The sequence below is a fragment of the Sphingopyxis sp. BE259 genome, assembly GCF_031457495.1.
Classification (GTDB): Bacteria; Pseudomonadota; Alphaproteobacteria; order Sphingomonadales; family Sphingomonadaceae; genus Sphingopyxis.
Genome location: NZ_JAVDWM010000001.1, coordinates 978,084 through 994,689, shown reverse-complemented (window position 1 = coordinate 994,689; position 16,606 = coordinate 978,084). Strand labels below are relative to the sequence as shown.

General features: G+C 65.8%; 16 protein-coding genes. 15 read left to right on the top strand and 1 reads right to left on the bottom strand.

Translation table 11 applies throughout. The features are described from left to right. The first annotated feature begins 29 nt into the window (after positions 1-29). The 6 genes from J2X44_RS04830 (at position 30) to J2X44_RS04805 (ending at position 5,945) form a co-directional block, all read left to right on the top strand. Complete coding sequence (locus J2X44_RS04830) at positions 30-704, top strand: DUF969 domain-containing protein (RefSeq protein ID WP_310088268.1); 675 nt, start codon at positions 30-32, stop codon at positions 702-704. Next, positions 701-1,639 carry a DUF979 domain-containing protein gene (locus J2X44_RS04825; RefSeq protein ID WP_310088267.1) on the top strand — a complete coding sequence of 313 codons (939 nt, stop codon included), beginning with the start codon at positions 701-703 and terminating at the stop codon, positions 1,637-1,639. Before J2X44_RS04830 ends, J2X44_RS04825 begins: the two co-directional genes overlap by 4 nt. A 178-nt stretch (positions 1,640-1,817) precedes the next feature. Beyond that, a complete protein-coding gene (locus J2X44_RS04820) occupies positions 1,818-2,807 on the top strand; it encodes a DUF2891 domain-containing protein (RefSeq protein ID WP_310088266.1) in 990 nt (329 codons plus the stop codon). 168 nt (positions 2,808-2,975) lie between these two features. After that, positions 2,976-3,992 carry a LacI family DNA-binding transcriptional regulator gene (locus tag J2X44_RS04815; RefSeq protein ID WP_310088265.1) on the top strand — a complete coding sequence of 339 codons (1,017 nt, stop codon included), beginning with the start codon at positions 2,976-2,978 and terminating at the stop codon, positions 3,990-3,992. Between the two features lie 99 nt (positions 3,993-4,091). Beyond that, a complete protein-coding gene (locus tag J2X44_RS04810; protein ID WP_310088264.1) occupies positions 4,092-5,273 on the top strand; it encodes a GGDEF domain-containing protein in 1,182 nt (393 codons plus the stop codon). 105 nt (positions 5,274-5,378) lie between these two features. Next, a complete protein-coding gene (locus J2X44_RS04805; RefSeq protein WP_310088263.1) occupies positions 5,379-5,945 on the top strand; it encodes a hypothetical protein in 567 nt (188 codons plus the stop codon). Here J2X44_RS04805 and J2X44_RS04800 read toward each other — a convergent pair. Then, positions 5,942-6,523 (bottom strand): TetR/AcrR family transcriptional regulator, encoded by a 582-nt coding sequence (locus tag J2X44_RS04800; protein ID WP_310088262.1) that lies wholly within the window; start codon positions 6,521-6,523, stop codon positions 5,942-5,944. The genes J2X44_RS04805 and J2X44_RS04800 overlap by 4 nt on opposite strands. A gap of 288 nt (positions 6,524-6,811) precedes the next feature. On the opposite strand from J2X44_RS04800, the gene J2X44_RS04795 reads away from it, so the two are divergent. The 9 genes from J2X44_RS04795 to J2X44_RS04755 all read left to right on the top strand — a co-directional run bounded on the left by J2X44_RS04795 (position 6,812) and on the right by J2X44_RS04755 (position 16,553). Next, a complete protein-coding gene (locus J2X44_RS04795) occupies positions 6,812-7,261 on the top strand; it encodes a hypothetical protein (RefSeq protein WP_310088261.1) in 450 nt (149 codons plus the stop codon). Between the two features lie 57 nt (positions 7,262-7,318). Next, a complete protein-coding gene (locus tag J2X44_RS04790; RefSeq protein ID WP_310088260.1) occupies positions 7,319-9,487 on the top strand; it encodes a S9 family peptidase in 2,169 nt (722 codons plus the stop codon). A gap of 98 nt (positions 9,488-9,585) precedes the next feature. Further along, positions 9,586-10,161, top strand: a complete 576-nt coding sequence (locus J2X44_RS04785) for a hypothetical protein (RefSeq protein ID WP_310088259.1) — start codon at positions 9,586-9,588, stop codon at positions 10,159-10,161. Between the two features lie 14 nt (positions 10,162-10,175). Continuing rightward, positions 10,176-10,916, top strand: a complete 741-nt coding sequence (locus J2X44_RS04780) for a hypothetical protein (RefSeq protein ID WP_310088258.1) — start codon at positions 10,176-10,178, stop codon at positions 10,914-10,916. Between the two features lie 11 nt (positions 10,917-10,927). Continuing rightward, on the top strand, positions 10,928-11,557 hold the full coding sequence (locus J2X44_RS04775) for a response regulator transcription factor (protein WP_310088257.1): 630 nt from the start codon (positions 10,928-10,930) through the stop codon (positions 11,555-11,557). A gap of 186 nt (positions 11,558-11,743) precedes the next feature. Further along, positions 11,744-14,416 carry an aconitate hydratase AcnA gene (gene acnA, locus J2X44_RS04770; protein ID WP_310088256.1) on the top strand — a complete coding sequence of 891 codons (2,673 nt, stop codon included), beginning with the start codon at positions 11,744-11,746 and terminating at the stop codon, positions 14,414-14,416. Between the two features lie 24 nt (positions 14,417-14,440). Then, a complete protein-coding gene (locus tag J2X44_RS04765; protein WP_310088255.1) occupies positions 14,441-14,713 on the top strand; it encodes a ribosomal protein L7/L12 in 273 nt (90 codons plus the stop codon). Between the two features lie 47 nt (positions 14,714-14,760). Then, entirely contained in the window at positions 14,761-15,036 is a 276-nt protein-coding gene (locus tag J2X44_RS04760; protein ID WP_310088254.1) for a hypothetical protein, read from the top strand. Beyond that, a complete protein-coding gene (locus J2X44_RS04755) occupies positions 15,033-16,553 on the top strand; it encodes a DUF389 domain-containing protein (RefSeq protein ID WP_310088253.1) in 1,521 nt (506 codons plus the stop codon). Before J2X44_RS04760 ends, J2X44_RS04755 begins: the two co-directional genes overlap by 4 nt. Positions 16,554-16,606: the final 53 nt, after the last annotated feature.

Below are 16,606 nucleotides of genomic sequence, written 5' to 3'. Positions count from 1 at the left end.
AACAGTTTGACCGATAGCGGAGCCCTGCCATGCTCGTCCTGATCGGCATCCTCATCATCATCGCGGGCTTTGTCCTGCGCTTCAATCCGCTGCTCGTCATCATGGCCTCGGCGCTCGCGACCGGCCTCGCCGCGGGGCTCGACATCGCCGCAATCATCGCCGCATTCGGCAAGGCGTTCAACGACACGCGCTATGTCTCGATCATCTGGATCGTCCTCCCCGTCATCGGCCTGCTCGAAGCCTATGGCCTGCAACAACACGCCCGCACATTGATCGGCCGCATGAAGGGCGCGACGCTCGGCCGTCTGCTCACCGGCTACCTCCTGCTGCGTCAGGGCATGGCCGCGGTCGGGCTCACCTCGGTCGCGGGCCATGCCCAGACCGTCCGCCCGCTCGTCGCCCCGATGGCCGAAGCCGCCGCCGAGGCCGCGAACCCAGCGCTGACCGATGAGCAGCGCGAAGAGATCAAGGCGCAATCCGCCGCGACCGACAATATCGGGCTGTTCTTTGGTGAAGACATCTTCCTCGCCATCGGCTCGATCCTGCTGATGAAAGGCGTGCTCGAAGGCTATGGCTATCAGATCGAGCCGCTGCACTTCTCATTGTGGGCGATCCCGACCGCGATCGCCGCCTTCCTGATCCACGGCTTCCGCCTCCGCCGTCTCGACCGGCGCATGGCGGCCAGGACGGGGGCGGCGGCATGATCACCCTCGGTTTCGTTTACGTCCTCGCGGGCCTCACCTTCGCGCTGTTCGCGGTGCTGGGCGCCATGGACCGCAGCAATCCCAAATGTTTCGGCAACGCCGCTTTCTGGGGGCTGCTCGCGCTGTCGATGCTCGCGGGCGATTATCTCGGCGATTTCGGCAACGGCTGCCTCGTCCTCGCTCTCGTCGCGATCGCCGGAACCGGTCAGATCGGCCGCTCCCCCGGCGGCGAGATCGCTCCCGAACTCCAGGCCGAACGAGCTGCGAAACACGGCCCCTTCCTCCTCCTCGTCGCGCTGATCATCCCCGCCGCAGCGCTCGCGGGCACCTTTCTGTTCAAATGGCTCCCCGGCCTCGCCGATCCCAAGCAGGCGACGCTGATCTCGCTCGCCATCGGCGTCCTGATCGCGCTCGCCGTCGGCATGGCGCGCCTCAAACCGCCTCTGCTCCTCCCCGCGCAGCAGGGCCGCCGCCTGCTCGACGCGGTCGGCTGGGCCGCGATCCTGCCGCAGATGCTGGCCAGCCTGGGCGCGGTGTTCGCGCTTGCCGGGGTCGGCGAAGTCGTCGGCGACCTCATCGGCACCGCAATCCCTCAGGGCAGCCTGTTCGGCGCCGTCCTCGCCTTCGGGCTCGGCATGGCATTGTTCACCATGGTGATGGGCAACGCCTTCGCCGCCTTTCCGGTGATGCTCGCCGCGGTCGGGATGCCGCTGCTGATCAAGCAATATGGCGGCGACCCCGCAGTGGTCGCGGCGATCGGGATGCTCGCGGGCTTCTGCGGTACGCTGATGACCCCGATGGCGGCGAACTTCAATCTGGTCCCCGCCGCGCTGCTCGAACTCAAAAACCCCTATGGCGTGATCAAGGCGCAAATCGGCACCGCGCTCCCGTTGCTGGCAGTGAACATCGGCTTCATCTGGCTCTTTGCATTTTAATGGATCCACCGCTTCCGTTCGTCCTGAGGAGCCATTGAGCTTGTCAAAATGACGTCTCGAAGGACAGCTACGGCGCATCCTTCGAGACGGGTCTTCGCCAAGCTCAGCCCCTCCTCAAAACAAACGGAACAGGAGCTCTATCTCGACTTCGCTCGACCCGAACGGATAGAGAGGTTGCATGACCCTCACCCCCGACCATGCGACCCGCTTCGCCACCGCCACCCTGACGCACCTCGGCCGCGAATATCCGTACAAGATGGACCTCGTGCTGAACGGCCCCGAGGACGCCAAGCCCCCGCGCGAGCACCACCCGATCTTTCACGGCAGCTTCGACTGGCACAGCTGCGTCCACGGCTGGTGGCAGATCCTCCGCGTTGCGCGCCGCTTCCCCGACCTTGCCATTGCCGCCGACATCCGCGCCCGCGCCAACGCTATGCTCGTCGCCGAGAAGGTCACAGGCGAGCTCGCCTTCCTCTCGCGCCCCTATTCCGCCGCGTTCGAGCGCCCCTACGGCTGGGCGTGGCTGCTCGCGCTGCACGCCGAGGCCGAACAACACGACGCCCCCTGGGCGGCCGCACTCGCCCCTCTCGCCGCCGCCTTCGCCGCGCGATTCCATGCGTTCCTGCCCAAGCTCACCTACCCGCTGCGCGTCGGCACCCATTTCAACATCGCCTTCGCGCTCCTCCTTGCGCGCGACTGGGCCGAAACCCGCGACCCCGCGCTCGTCGCCCGCATCGATGCCAGCGCCCACGCCTGGTTCGGTGGCGACCGCGACTGCCAGGCCTGGGAACCCGGCGGCGACGAATTCCTCTCCTCGGCGCTCAGCGAGGCGCAGCTGATGACCGTCGTCCTCGGCGACGACTTCCCGGCGTGGTTCGACGCCTTCTTGCCCCGCGCCGCCGACCAACACCCTGTAACGCTGTTCACCCCCGCCACCGTCTCCGATCGCAGCGACGGCAAGATCGCCCACCTGGACGGCCTGAACCTCAGCCGCGCTTGGAACTGGCGCGCGATCGCCGCCGCGCTTGGTCCCGGCCATCCGGTCGCGCCGGTCGCCGAAGCGGCAGCGCAGCGCCACCTCGCCGCCGCGCTCCCGCACGTCACCGGCGACTATATGGGCGAACATTGGCTCGCGACCTTCGCGCTGCTGGCTTTGGATGGTCTGTGACTTACCCGCCCCAATCTTCGTCACCCCGGACTTGATCCGGGGTCCATAACGACGGCGCAGGAATGGATACCGGATCAAGTCCGGTGTGACGAAGTATGAACGCTGTCCGCCGACATTGACAACCCCCGCCCCCACGGCGAGAGACGGGCCAAGGGGAGAGAGGCCGCCATGACCGCAAAAATGCTGCGCCCGACATCGTTCGACGTCGCCGAGCGCGCCAGGGTGTCGCAATCGACCGTCTCGCGCGCGCTCCGCAATTCGCCGGGCGTCAACGCCGAAACCCGCGCCCGCGTGTCGGCGGCAGCGCGCGAACTCGGTTATGTCGTCGACCGCCACGCTTCGTCGCTGCGCCTCAAAAGCAGCGAGACGATCGCGCTCGTCACCATCTGCCGCCCCGGCGAGGATCGCAGCGCAATCAACCCCTTTTATTTCGCATTGCTCGGCAGCATCGCCGCCGCGACCTCGGCCCGCGGCTTCAACCTGCTCGTCTCGTTTCAGGAAAACCCCGACAATTTCCGCGCCGATTTCGTCGCGTCCGGCCTCGCCGATGCGATGATCGTGATCGGCACCACCAGCAACCGCGCCGCATGGGACTATTTCGCCGCCGCGCAGGCATCGGGGCTCGACTTCGTCTGCTGGGGCAGCCCCGGCAGTCCGTTCCACTGGATGCGCAGCGAAAATGACGAGGGCGGCCAGCTCGCCGCCGAACATTTCGTCAAGCTCGGCCGCCGCCGCGTCGCCTTTGTCGGGCCGCAGCAATCGCCGCAGCGCCAGTTCGACGAGCGGCGCGACGGCTTTACCGCGACGCTGGCGGCGCACGGCGTCACCGCGATCATCGCCGAGCCGCCCGCCGCCGCCGATCGCCATGCCCAGGGCGTCTCCGCGGTGCAGGCGTTGCTGACCGCCCACCCCGACACCGATGCGATCTTTGCGGCCAGCGACATGCTCGCGCTCGGCGTGCTCCAGGGGCTGAAAGACGCGGGCCGCCGCGTGCCGGAGGACGTCGCGCTGATCGGCTTTGACGGCATCCGCGCCGGCACCCTCGCTGACCCGGCGCTGACCACGCTCGAACCCGATCTCGATGCGGCGGGCGAGGCACTCGTCGCGATGGCTCTCGAGGATGACGAACGCACCCGCAGCGGCACCCGCATCCCCGTCCATCTCGTGGTGCGCGGAACCGCCTGACGCGCTAGTGGTTTCTACGTAACCGTGACGTAACTATCCGAAAAGTAAGAACTCGTTATCCATGACGCTGCTACCTTCGGGGGCGGAGAGGCAGGCAATTTGTCGGGTCAGTTTTTCATCCAGTTGCTCAATCCGGGCATCGGTCTGCTGTTCGCGGCGGCCTTTTTCCTGCTCTGGCTGAACCGCCGCGACCGCTATGTCGCCTATGCCGCGGGCGCCTACACCGCCTCGGCTATCGCCTTCCTGATCCTCGACGTCGGGCCAGTGCTGCCATTCGACCTGCATCGCATCCCAGCCAATATTGGTTTTCTCGCTACCGGGGCGCTGTTCGCCGCGGCGATTATCGGCCGCTATGGCCTGCCGATACCGTGGCGGTCGATGGCGGTCACCGGCGCAGCGTCGATGACGGTTTTCCTGTGGTTCCTGCTCGGCCAGCCCAGCATCGGTGGCCGTATCCTGTCGATCAGCATCGGTGCCGCGATCATCGCCATGATGATCGTCCGCGCGCTGTGGCCGATCGATAAAGTCTATCTGATCGACCGTGTGCTGTTCTGGGTCGCGGCGCTGTCGGTGGTCAATCTGACCGCCCGGCCGATCATCCTCCTCGCGCTCGGCGGCGGCTTCGACAGCTATGTTGGTTTTCAACAATCGGTCTATTGGACCACGGTGCAATTCAGCCAGGCGATGGTCGCGATCCTCGCCGCGATCGGCCTGATGGTCGCGGTGGCGATCGACCAGATCAGCGAACTGCGCCGCCAGGTCGATGACGACAATCTGTCGGGCTTGCTCAACCGCCGCGGGTTCGAGGCCCGCGCCGGATCGGCGCTGCGCCGCTGTATCGACGACGACCGCCCCGCCGCGCTGATGATCGCCGACCTCGATCATTTCAAGCGCGTCAACGATACTTATGGCCACGCCGTCGGCGACGCGATCATCGCCGCTTTTGGCGCGCATGTCCGCGCCATCGGTCCCGTCGAGATGGTCGCCGGCCGCATTGGCGGCGAAGAATTTGCGCTGCTTGTCCCTGGCGCCGGGATCGAGGCGGCGCGCCAACTCGCCGAAGCGGTTCGCACCGGCCTTGCCGCCGCCTGCGCCAACCGCATCCCCGTCGCGCTGGCTCCCACCGTCAGCCTCGGTATCGCGGTCGGTGTCCCCGGTGCCGGGCTATCGGCGCTGATGCAAGAGGCCGATCAGGCGCTCTACGAGGCCAAGCGCAGCGGCCGCAACCGCGTCCGCACCTTCACCCCCAACCCCGTCCGCCTTGCCGCCAGTTGCGGCTGACGCGCGGATGTGATCCGGGTCACCGCAAGCATGGCATCGGCGCGGTAGCCGGTTCACAACGCTGTGTCGTCAATCGACGCGGCCATGCAATCGACAGGAGATCCTATGAAGTTCGTCACCGCCGCCCTCGCCGCGCTGCTCCCCCTGTCGGCGTGCTCCGAGGCCGAAGCGCCGCAGGACGGCCCGATCAAAACGGTCGCCAGCCAGCCGAAGATCACCCCCGCCATTCCGGTCAGCGTCAAGGAGGCGCGCCGCGGACCGGTCGACCTGACGCCTTATGTTGGCAAATATCCATTCGACGTCGTGAACGGCCACCGCTTCCTCGATCATCCGGCGGTCAAGGCCGCGGTCGCCGCCGCGGTCCCCGACGCCAAGGCGCGCGCGGGCATTGCTTTTGCCGACCGCAGCCTGGGCATACCGATCGTCCGCGTCGCGGGCGGGCGCATCCTGATCTGGGGCGGTGAATGGCGCGCCGAAGACCGCTACAATTGGGCGGTGATCATCGCCCCCGACGGTTCCAAGCCCGAGGTCTGCATTTATGATGCAGGCGACTATGACGCGGACTTGCAGTCCTCATCCTGGTACACCCCCGGCCAGCCCGCGGTGATGAAACAAGGCACCTGCCCATCGACGGCGGAGGATTATCCGCTGGCGGACATTGCCGCCGGTTAAGCCCGCAGCAGCCGTTCGACGATCGCGACATGCCGCGGCTTGCCGCTGGCCGTATCGACCGCAGCGACGAAATTGCCGTCGATCCGCATCGCGACATAGCCATGAACAACGCTGCTCAGCGCGATGAGCAGCGTCGTCGCATCGTCGGCCTGCGCGTTGGGCAGGGCCAGCACATCCTGTTCGATCCCCGCATATAGTCCATCGACCAGCGCGGCCAATCCGGCGTCGTCAGGGTCGAGCATGTCCATCCGCCACATCATCCGATAGCGGTTGGGGTGCGCCAGCGCATAGGCAACATAGGCATCGGCAAAAGCAATGATCCGCACCTGCGGTGAAGCTGGTGCCGCAGCGCGCGCCGCGGTTGACCCTGCGCACAAATCGCCGAAGCATTGGACGGCCAGCGCGGTCAGCAAGGCGCGGCGGTCGGCGAAATGATTGGCCGGCGCGGCGTGCGACACCCCCGACGCTCGCGCGACGGCGCGGATCGTCACCGCCTCGACCCCCTCGGCGTCAAGCAGGCCCAGCGCGGTATCGATGAGCAGCTGGCGCAGCGCCCCATGATGTTGGCCTCTCTTCATCCACCCCTCATTGATACTGCCTATCGTGCGATGCAAGCCGGACGATTGCCATGAGACCACCGCGCCATTGTTACCGAGGAACATATCATTGATCCCGGCGGTCATCGACGCAGGCGGCTGCCCGGACCATCAACGGCTTTAAGCAAGCGTAGGGAATCGCGCCGCTTTGACGTCGGTCTCACGTCGCCCGCCCGATAGAGCGCCGACACACCAGTTCCCTGCAATCAAACATAATTGACAGTGTCAATTTAGCGGCATTATATTGACGCCGTCAATTGGAGTCGCCCGATGCGCCGTATCATCCTCACTGTCGCCCTGATCCCGTTCGGCGTCCTCACCCCGATCCTCGAATTGGGGATGACGCATGTCGTCAACCCCGACTGGCCCGGGCACGCGCGGTTGCACGAGGTTTGGCAATTGCTCACCAACAGCACGCTGGCATTGCTTTGCCTGTGGCTGATCTGGTGCAGCCGCCAAGTGCGGCTTCCCGCGCTGATCGCCTTCATCATCTCGCTCGGCTTTCTCGTCGCCTACGCCCTCAGTCCGCTATACGGCGGCACAATGCAGCACAGCGACGGCAGCGAGGTTGCGGTCGGCGGGATCAATCTGGCGGTGGCGATGATGGCGGTCACGACGACCGCGATCGGCGCCGTGCTGGCGTCGACCTTCCGCACGCCGCACGATGGTCGGGATCGTGGGCGGGACACCACCCCGCTCGCGGAAAACCAGCCCGGTTGACGGGTTGATACGAAAGGTTCAAACCCGCCCCTCTCACAAACAAAAGGGCGGCTTTTCATGCGCAAACTGGCAATTTTGGGCGCAAGCCTGTTCGTGCTGTCGGTTCAACCGAGTTACGCGCAGGACGCGCCCGCGCCGCCTCCCGCCGCGCAGGATGGCGCCACGCCCGCACCCGCCGCCGAGCCCGCACCCCCCGCCATGTCCGCCGCCGCGGTCGGCAGCGCGCGCACCGCGCCCGAACGCCGCCTGACCGGCGCCGACCTGTTCGACCTAGCGATCGCCGCCGACCCCCAGATCAGCCCCGACGGCCGCCACATCGCCTATGTCCGCCGCGCCAACGACATCATGACCGACCGCGCGGTCAGCAGTATCTGGCTCATCGACACAGCGACCGGCGAGGAAATCCCGCTGGCGGGACGGCAAGGCGGCGCCTTTTCGCCCCGCTGGTCGCCCGACGGCAAACGACTGGCCTACGCCTCGACCGAAGGCGGCAGCGCCCAGCTATGGGTGCGCTGGATGACTGGCGGCGAGGCGGTGCGGTTGACCGGCCTGCCGACCGCCCCCTCATCGCTCGCCTGGTCGCCCGACGGGCGCTCGATCGCTTATACCATGCTGGTCAAGGACGACGGGCTGAAACTTGGCGCCGCCCCCGCCAACAAGCCCGAAGGCGCGACTTGGGCCGAGCCGCTCGAAATCCGGGACCTCCTGACCTATCGCGCCGATGGGCAGGGCTATGTCGAACCTGGATTCGAAAAAATCTTCCTTGTCCCGGCCACCGGCGGTGCCCCGCGCCAGCTGAGCTTCGGCCCCTATCACGACACCGGACCGTTGAGCTGGTCGCGCGATGGACGCACGCTCTATTTTGCCGCCAATCGCCGCGCCGATTGGGAGACCGATCCGGTCGAAAGCGAAGTCTACGCCCTCGACGTCGCGGGCGGGCGCATCACCGCGCTCACCGACCGCAACGGCCCTGACGCCAACCCTTTGGTGTCACCCGACGGACGACTGATCGCCTATCTGGGCTTCGACGATAATCGGCGCGCCTATGAACATACCCGGCTTTACGTGATGGCCCCCGACGGCGCGAACCGCCGCAGTCTTACCGCCAATTGGGACTATAGTGTCGATGCGATCCAATGGGGTGACGGCGGCCGCGCGCTCTACGCACAATATGACGATCATGGCGAAACCCGCATCGCGCGCATCGGCCTTGACGGATCGGTCCGCGACGTCGCCAAAGGGCTGTCGGGGGGCGGGCTCGACCGGCCCTACACCGGCGGCAGTTTTACCGTATCGGATGGCGGCGCGATCGCCTTCACCGGCGGCACCGCGACCCGCCCGGCCGAAGTGCAGCTAGCGCGCGGCGGCTCGGCGCGCATCCTGACCGACCTCAACCGCAGCTTACGCGAAGTGAAATCACTCGGCGAAGTCCGCAAGATCACCACCGCGTCCAGCCACGATGGCAAGCCGATCGAGGGCTGGCTCACCCTTCCCCCCGGCTATGTCGCGGGTCAACGCGTGCCGCTGATCCTTGAGATCCACGGCGGCCCCTTCACCGCCTACGGCCCGCATTTTTCGACCGATAATCAGCTTTACGCCGCCGCGGGCTACGCCGTCATGTCGGCCAACCCGCGCGGCTCGACCAGCTATGGCGCAGCCTTTGCGCAGGAAATCGACAAGGCTTATCCGGGCAATGATTATTTCGACCTGATCAGCATCGTCGACCAGGCGATCGCGCTCGGAGTGGCCGATCCCGACGCGCTGTTCGTCACCGGCGGCTCGGGCGGCGGCGTGCTCACCAGCTGGATCGTGGGCAAGACCAACCGCTTCAAGGCCGCGGTGACCCAGAAACCGGTGATCAATTGGACCACACAGGCGCTGACCGCCGACGGCCCCGCCTTTTTCGGCCCCTATTGGCTCGGCGCCCAACCATGGGAAAAGCCCGAACTTTATTGGTCGCTGTCACCGCTGTCGCTCGTCGGCAATGTCGAAACCCCGACGCTGGTCGTTGTAGGCGCGGAGGATTACCGCACCCCGGTCAGCGAATCCGAACAATATTACACCGCGCTGCGATTGCGCGGCGTCCCGACCGCGCTGGTCAAGATCCCCGGCGCCAGCCACGGCGGCATCGCGGCGCGGCCTTCGCAATCGGCGGCCAAAGCAGCGGCGATCCTCGCCTGGTTCGCCAAATACCGCCAAGGCTGGACCCGCCCGCCCGCGCCCTGACCGCACGGTTGTGACGACGATCACCGCGGCGCCATGTCCGCCGCGATAGAGAGACGGGCATGGGCTGATCGCAGCCCGGCAAGAACGGAAAAATGGTCGTGTTAAAACTGCTCACGGTACCGGTCGCTGTCCTGATGACGGCGGCACTCACGTCGCCTTCAACCGCCAGCGCCGCCGAACCCGCCATGCCCGCGGCAGGAACGGCCGAATCGGCGACGGCCGAGCCCGAATTCACCCCTCTCGACGCAATCGAACGGGTCCGCCAGGCGGGTTGCGGCATCGACGATTTCGAAGAATTCCTCGCCTGGTACAGCAGCGCGACCGAGAGCGGCGGCTGGCTGGAGCAAGTCATCTTTACCAGCTACATGGTGAATGTCGGCAAGCTCGCCGACCCAAGCGGCCCCGGCTATTGGGTCGACCGCGAGCAATATCTGGGCCAGTTCCGGATCAGCGGCAGCGATTATCGGTTCAGCCGCGAGGTCGGTTCGGGACCGCTGCCGCCGGAATATAGCCGCATCTCGCTGACCCGCGTCGGTGACAAGAAATACCGCGTCGGTTGGCAGGGCGGCCTGCCCTTTGCCGGTATCGATGGCGCCGATCGCGACGCCCAGGCCGGTGCCTATATTTTCGAACACAAGAAGGATTGCTGGTATCTCACCGGCGATCTGCGCTGATCGGAGCCAGACTGATGCGTTTTCGTCTTGGCCTGCCCCTTTTTCCTCTGCTGCTGCTCGCCTCCGGCGCCGCCGACGCGCGGCTGCCCCCGCTCGCCGGCCAACCGCCCGTCGCCAGCCCACCCTATCGCGAAAGCTGGCGCTACACCTGCGACGCCGAACAACAGCTGGCGGGCGGCACCGTCACCCTCACCCGGCTGTTTACCGATGACGGCAAGCTCGACGGCGGCGATTTCCTGCGCTGGACCGCAGCCGGATATGATCCGCAGCGCGTCCGCCGCCCGCTCGAACTTGAGCTTTCCTATATCTGGAACATCGCGCGCCAGCCTGCGGTCGCGGACCGCGAGATCGAGATCAAGCTGCGCGTTGGCACCGACGCTGACCTGCCTGAGGTCGCGCTGCTCGAAATCCAGCGCCCCTTTCCGGTCCGGCCGCACGGCATCATCGGCAGCACCGCGCTGTCAACCATGGTCTTCCCCTATGGCCCGCACGACCAGAAAAACGGCCATGGCGAGCTGCCGCTCGGCGACCTGCTCGCCTATGGTGCAGGCTATGACACACTCGGTTGGACGCTGGTCCGCCCGTCCGACCGCCTCGGCGGCCGTCAGGAGCTTGCGAGCGGCACCCTCGACATCGCGCCCTTGCGCGCGGCGGTGACGGCGCTCCCCGCGCTGCGGGCCATGCTGGCGGCCAAGACGTCCGATCCCAAGGCGCGCTGCACCCGCGTGCTGTGGCCCGACACCATCCGCTATTGATGGCCTGCCGCATGACCCCCAGCATTATCATCGCCGACGATCACCCGGTGTTCCGCGGCGGGCTGGCGCAACTTGTCGGCGGCGCGTTCCCCGGCATGGCGCTACGCGAAGCAGGCTCGGTCGCCGAAATGCTCGGTGTCGCCGAACGCTATATGGCGCCTTGGCTGTTCACCATCGATTTGCTGTTTCCGGGGATGGACCCCGCCGAAACGCTGCCGATGATGCGGCGCCGCTTCCCGCGTTCGTCGATCGCGGTCGTGTCGATGTTCGACGATGATGCCACGATCGACCGCGTGATGGCCTATGGCGCTGATGCCTATATCGCCAAATCGGTGCGCGCCGACCGCATGGTTGCGGGGCTCCGCGCGCTGCAACAGGGCGAATTTGTCGTGCTGAAACCCGACCAGCCGTCCATGTGCGCGATGCCGCCGGCCGCGGCCGTCTCGCCCACGCTGACCGAGCGTCAGGTCGAGGTGCTGACAATGCTCGCGCAGAAACAATCGAACAAACAGATCGCGCGCCGCCTCGACCTGTCGCATTTCACCGTCCGCAACCATGTGTCGCATCTGCTGCGCACGATGGGCGCCGCGACGCGCGGCGAGCTGGCCGAAAAGGCCCGCCACGCGGGGCTGATCGCTTAGGACGGCAGCCGCTTGTGCAAATGATCGCGCGGGATCGTGCCGCCCGCCACCCCCTTGCAATTCCCTGTCCCCGGCGTAAGGCGGCGCCAACATAAACCCGCGCGTGCGACTCCCGTTGGCCCCGCTCTCCCGCTTCGCCTTCGGACAGTCTTCCCCCGCCGCGCCAAAAATGGGGACTGCTGCAAAATGACGACCACGGGCAACGACACGCTGGGCACCCGTTCGACGCTGAGCGTCGGCGGCAAGAATTACGCTTATTATTCGCTCGCCAAGGCCGCGGCAAAACTGGGCGACGTGTCGCGGCTGCCGTTCAGCATGAAAGTGCTGCTCGAAAACCTGCTGCGCTTCGAAGATGGCGGCTTCACCGTTTCGACCGGCGACGTGCAGGCGATCGTCGACTGGCAGAAAGACCCCCATTCGAACCAGGAAATCCAGTATCGCCCGGCGCGCGTGCTGCTCCAGGATTTCACCGGCGTGCCCTGCGTCGTCGACCTTGCAGCGATGCGCGATGCGATCGCCAAGCTCGGCGGCGACACGACCAAGATCAACCCGCTCGTCCCCGTTCATCTCGTCATCGACCACTCGGTCATGGTCGACGAATTCGGCCATCCGAAGGCATTCGAGCAGAATGTCGAGATCGAATATTATCGCAATGGCGAACGCTACGACTTCCTGAAATGGGGTTCGAAGTCGCTCGACAATTTCAAGGCGGTGCCCCCGGGCACTGGCATCTGCCATCAGGTCAATCTGGAACATATCGCGCAGGCGGTGTGGTCGAGCGAGGATGCGTCGGGTGAAACCGTCGCCTATCCCGACACCTGCGTCGGCACCGACAGCCACACGACGATGATCAACGGGCTGGGTGTGCTCGGCTGGGGCGTCGGCGGGATCGAGGCCGAGGCCGCGATGCTGGGTCAGCCGGTGTCGATGCTGATCCCCGAAGTTGTCGGGTTCAAGATGACGGGCAGCCTGAAGGAAGGGGTCACTGCGACCGACCTCGTGCTCACCGCGACGCAGATGCTGCGCGCCAAGGGCGTCGTCGGCCGCTTCGTCGAATATTTCGGCCCCGGCCTCGCGTCGCTGAGCCTCGCCGACCGCGCGACGCTCGCGAACATGGCGCCCGAATATGGTGCGACCTGCGGCTTCTTCGGCATCGACGACAAGACGCTCGATTACATGCGCCTGACCGGCCGCAGCGACGAGAATATCGCGCTGGTCGAAGCCTATGCCAAGGCGCAAGGGCTGTGGATCGTCGAGGGTGCCGCGGACCCGGTTTTCACTGACACGCTCGAACTCGACCTCGCCACCGTCGTTCCGTCGCTCGCGGGGCCGAAGCGGCCGCAGGACCGCGTCTCGCTGCCCGACGTTGACGATGTGTTCAACGCCGATATGGTCAACACCTATAAAAAGGCGCAGACGCGCGTGCCAGTCGAGGGCAAGGATTTCGACATCGGTGACGGCGACGTCACCATCGCCGCGATCACCAGCTGCACCAACACCTCGAACCCCGGGGTGCTGATCGCCGCGGGGCTCGTTGCGAAGAAAGCCGACGCCTACGGCCTGAAGCCGAAACCGTGGGTCAAGACCTCGCTCGCGCCGGGAAGCCAAGTGGTCACCGACTATCTGGAAAAGGCCGGGCTGCAGGCGCATCTCGACAATATCGGCTTCAACCTCGTCGGTTATGGCTGCACCACCTGCATCGGCAATTCAGGCCCGCTGGCCGAGCCGATTTCGAAGGCGATCAACGAACATGGCCTCGTCGCCGCAGCGGTCATCTCGGGCAACCGCAACTTCGAAGGCCGCGTGTCGCCCGACGTGCGCGCCAACTTCCTCGCCTCGCCGCCGCTCGTCGTCGCCTATGCGCTGAAGGGCACGGTGATCGAAGATTTCACCACCACCCCGATCGGGCAGGCACAGGACGGCAGCGACGTGTTCCTCAAAGACATCTGGCCTACCAACCAGGAAGTCGCCGAAACGATGGCGGGCGCAGTCGACCGCGAGATGTTCGAAGCGCGCTATGCCCATGTCTACAAGGGCGACGAGCATTGGCAGAAAATTGAGGTTGAAGGCTCGGATACCTACCAGTGGCGCGCGGGATCGACCTATGTCGCCAACCCGCCCTACTTCGAGGGCATGTCGATGACCCCCGCGCCGGTGTCGGATATCGTGAACGCCAGGCCGCTCGCGATCCTGGGTGACAGCATCACGACCGACCACATCTCGCCCGCAGGCAGCATCAAGGCGGACTCACCGGCCGGAAAATGGCTGATGGAACATCAGGTTAGCAAGGCCGACTTCAACAGCTACGGCGCTCGCCGCGGCCACCACGACGTCATGATGCGCGGCACCTTCGCCAACATCCGCATCAAGAACGAAATGGTCCCCGGCATCGAGGGCGGCATGTCGCGCTATGGCAGCGAAGTCATGCCGATCTACGACGCCGCGATGCGCCACAAGGCCGACGGCACCCCGCTGGTCGTCATCGCGGGCAAGGAATATGGCACCGGCTCGTCGCGCGACTGGGCGGCGAAGGGCACCAATCTGCTCGGCGTCCGCGCGGTGATCGTCGAGAGTTTCGAGCGTATCCACCGCTCGAACCTCGTCGGCATGGGCGTGCTGCCGCTCCAGTTCCTCGACGGCGAGAGCCGCGAGACGCTGGGCCTGACCGGCGACGACCAGTTCACCATCACCGGCGTTGCGGACCTGAAGCCGCGCCAGACCGTCACCGTGAACGTCACCCGCGCCGATGGTTCGACCTTCAGCTTCAATACGCTGTGCCGCATCGATACCGCGAACGAGGTCGAATATTATATGAACGGCGGCATTCTGCATTACGTCCTGCGCAAGCTGGCGGCGTAAGCATAAGCAGGCGAGGATCGGGCGATGGGCAAGCTACTGTTCCTGATCCTCGGCCTGCTGCTTGGCCTGCTGCTCGCGCGCTATCTGCGTCGGCAGCGGGCGAGCCGCGAGCTTTCGGGACCACCGCCGCGCCCGATGGTGCGCGTCGGCGACGAACGGATCAACAATGACGAAATCCGCGCCCTGATCCGCCAGAACCAAAAGATCGAGGCGATCAAGCGGGTCCGCGAACGCACCGGCCTCGGTCTTGCCGAAGCCAAGGACGCGGTCGAGGCGCTCGAGCAGACGATGCGCTGACCCGTCGTTCCTGATACCGGGGCGCCGGCCACCGCAAAGGGACGAATATGGACAGCTATAATATTGCGATCGAAGCGGTCGGCTGGATCGGCGCGTTGCTGATTCTCGGCGGCTATATTCTGCTGTCGCTCGGCAAACTGACCGGACGGTCGCCCGCCTATCAGTGGATGAATGTCATCGGGGCGGCGGGATTCGTGGTCAACAGCGGGTATAATGGTGCCATTCCGTCGGCGGTGCTTAACGTTATCTGGATGGCGATTGGGCTGTTTACGCTGTCGCGCATCCGTGCCACCTTTCGCGCCAAGCATGAAGGCGAAGCATGACCGAGGCCGTATCCGTCAATCCCGTGACCCGGAAACTTGCCCGGATGCGCAGCGATTGGCATCAGGCGCAGATTGAAATCGACCGCCCTTCGATCATCGACAAAATTCGCCACGACAGCGACTGGACCGCCCATTTCGCGTTTATGACGCTCATGTCGGCGGGCATCGCAATACTGGGTCTGCTGCAAAATTCGGTCGCGGTGATCATCGGTGCCATGCTTGTCGCGCCGCTCATGGGGCCCATCCTCGCGCTGGGCTTCGCGATCGCTACGGCGGATTTCAAATGGATGAAGGAAAGTGCGCTGACCTTGCTTGGCGGCATCGCGCTGGCGCTGCTGCTCTGTGCGCTGATCGTCAAGATTTCGCCGATCGAAGCGGTGACAACCGAAATTGCGGCGCGAACCCGCCCGACCCTGTTTGACCTGGCCGTCGCGCTGTTTTCGGCATTGGCAGGCGCTTATGCCATCATCCGCGGCCGGGAGGGTACGATCATCGGGGTCGCCATCGCCACCGCCCTGATGCCGCCGCTCGCCGTGGTCGCTTTCGGTTTTGCCACCGGCCGCTGGTCGGTGTTCGGCGGCGCGTTGCTGTTGTTCTTTACCAACTTCATGACGATTGCGCTGTCCGCGGCGATCGTCGCGCGGATTTATGGATTCAGCGCGCGGCTGTCTCCCGATCAGACGCGCTGGCAGACGATCGTCATCGTCGGCGCCTTCGTGTTGCTCGCGCTGCCGCTCGGCTACACACTGCGCCAGATCGCGTGGGAGGCGACGGTGCAACGGCAGGCGGGCGATGCCATTCAGGCCGCCTTTGCCAATAAGGCCCGCACCTCCGGCCTTTCAATCGACTTTGACGCGCGGCCGATCGTCGTCGATGCGACGGTGCTGACCCCGGTGGTCAACGCCCGCGCCGATGACTGGATCGCCCGACGGCTGGCCGGACAATTGGACGCGCCGGTTACCGCGCGTATCGTGCAATATCAGGTAAGCAGCGCAGCCGAAACGGCGCGCAAGGAAACCAGCACGGCGCGCGAGCGCGACGCTGCGACGCGCGCCGTGGTCGAACAGCGCACGCTCAGCGGCAATCTGGCAACCTTGGCCGGTGTCTCTCAGGCCGCCGTGCTCATCGACAGCGGCAAGCGTCAGGCCACGGTGCGCGTCAAGCCGCTGGTCGGCGCTTCGCTGGAAACCTATCGCGCGCTTGAGCGCCGCGCCCGCGCCGCCCATTCCGCTTGGGGCATCGACCTCGTCCCTCCGCTCGTATCTCTGCCCGCGCTGAACGTTGCGGATGGCGCGGTGGTCGCTGCGGATCAGGCGGATTATGATCTGGTGCTGTGGGCTGCACGCCGCACCGGCGTGCCGGTCGGTGTAATCGGCAGCGGCGAGGAAGCCGAAGCGCTGGTGGCCCAGCTTCGCAACGACGGCGTGGACGCACGACGCATGAGCGACGCCGCGGCGCCGGAAGGCGATGTCGCGCTCCGCTGGATTACGGCCGAAGACACAGGTGGCGAAGATTGATGCCCCTATGCCGTCTGCGCCGCCGATGCAGATCGGTCCGCAGAGGCGGTGGT

What these genes read in the sequence shown, in the direction of transcription:
- J2X44_RS04830 (WP_310088268.1), top strand. Translation starts at nt 30, where the DNA reads ATGCTCGTCCTGATCGGCATCCTCATCATCATCGCGGGCTTTGTCCTG.
- J2X44_RS04825 (WP_310088267.1), top strand. Translation starts at nt 701, where the DNA reads ATGATCACCCTCGGTTTCGTTTACGTCCTCGCGGGCCTCACCTTCGCG.
- J2X44_RS04820 (WP_310088266.1), top strand. Translation starts at nt 1,818, where the DNA reads ATGACCCTCACCCCCGACCATGCGACCCGCTTCGCCACCGCCACCCTG.
- J2X44_RS04815 (WP_310088265.1), top strand. Translation starts at nt 2,976, where the DNA reads ATGACCGCAAAAATGCTGCGCCCGACATCGTTCGACGTCGCCGAGCGC.
- J2X44_RS04805 (WP_310088263.1), top strand. Translation starts at nt 5,379, where the DNA reads ATGAAGTTCGTCACCGCCGCCCTCGCCGCGCTGCTCCCCCTGTCGGCG.
- J2X44_RS04800 (WP_310088262.1), bottom strand. Translation starts at nt 6,523, where the DNA reads ATGAAGAGAGGCCAACATCATGGGGCGCTGCGCCAGCTGCTCATCGAT.
- J2X44_RS04795 (WP_310088261.1), top strand. Translation starts at nt 6,812, where the DNA reads ATGCGCCGTATCATCCTCACTGTCGCCCTGATCCCGTTCGGCGTCCTC.
- J2X44_RS04790 (WP_310088260.1), top strand. Translation starts at nt 7,319, where the DNA reads ATGCGCAAACTGGCAATTTTGGGCGCAAGCCTGTTCGTGCTGTCGGTT.
- J2X44_RS04780 (WP_310088258.1), top strand. Translation starts at nt 10,176, where the DNA reads ATGCGTTTTCGTCTTGGCCTGCCCCTTTTTCCTCTGCTGCTGCTCGCC.
- J2X44_RS04775 (WP_310088257.1), top strand. Translation starts at nt 10,928, where the DNA reads ATGACCCCCAGCATTATCATCGCCGACGATCACCCGGTGTTCCGCGGC.
- acnA (WP_310088256.1), top strand. Translation starts at nt 11,744, where the DNA reads ATGACGACCACGGGCAACGACACGCTGGGCACCCGTTCGACGCTGAGC.
- J2X44_RS04765 (WP_310088255.1), top strand. Translation starts at nt 14,441, where the DNA reads ATGGGCAAGCTACTGTTCCTGATCCTCGGCCTGCTGCTTGGCCTGCTG.
- J2X44_RS04760 (WP_310088254.1), top strand. Translation starts at nt 14,761, where the DNA reads ATGGACAGCTATAATATTGCGATCGAAGCGGTCGGCTGGATCGGCGCG.
- J2X44_RS04755 (WP_310088253.1), top strand. Translation starts at nt 15,033, where the DNA reads ATGACCGAGGCCGTATCCGTCAATCCCGTGACCCGGAAACTTGCCCGG.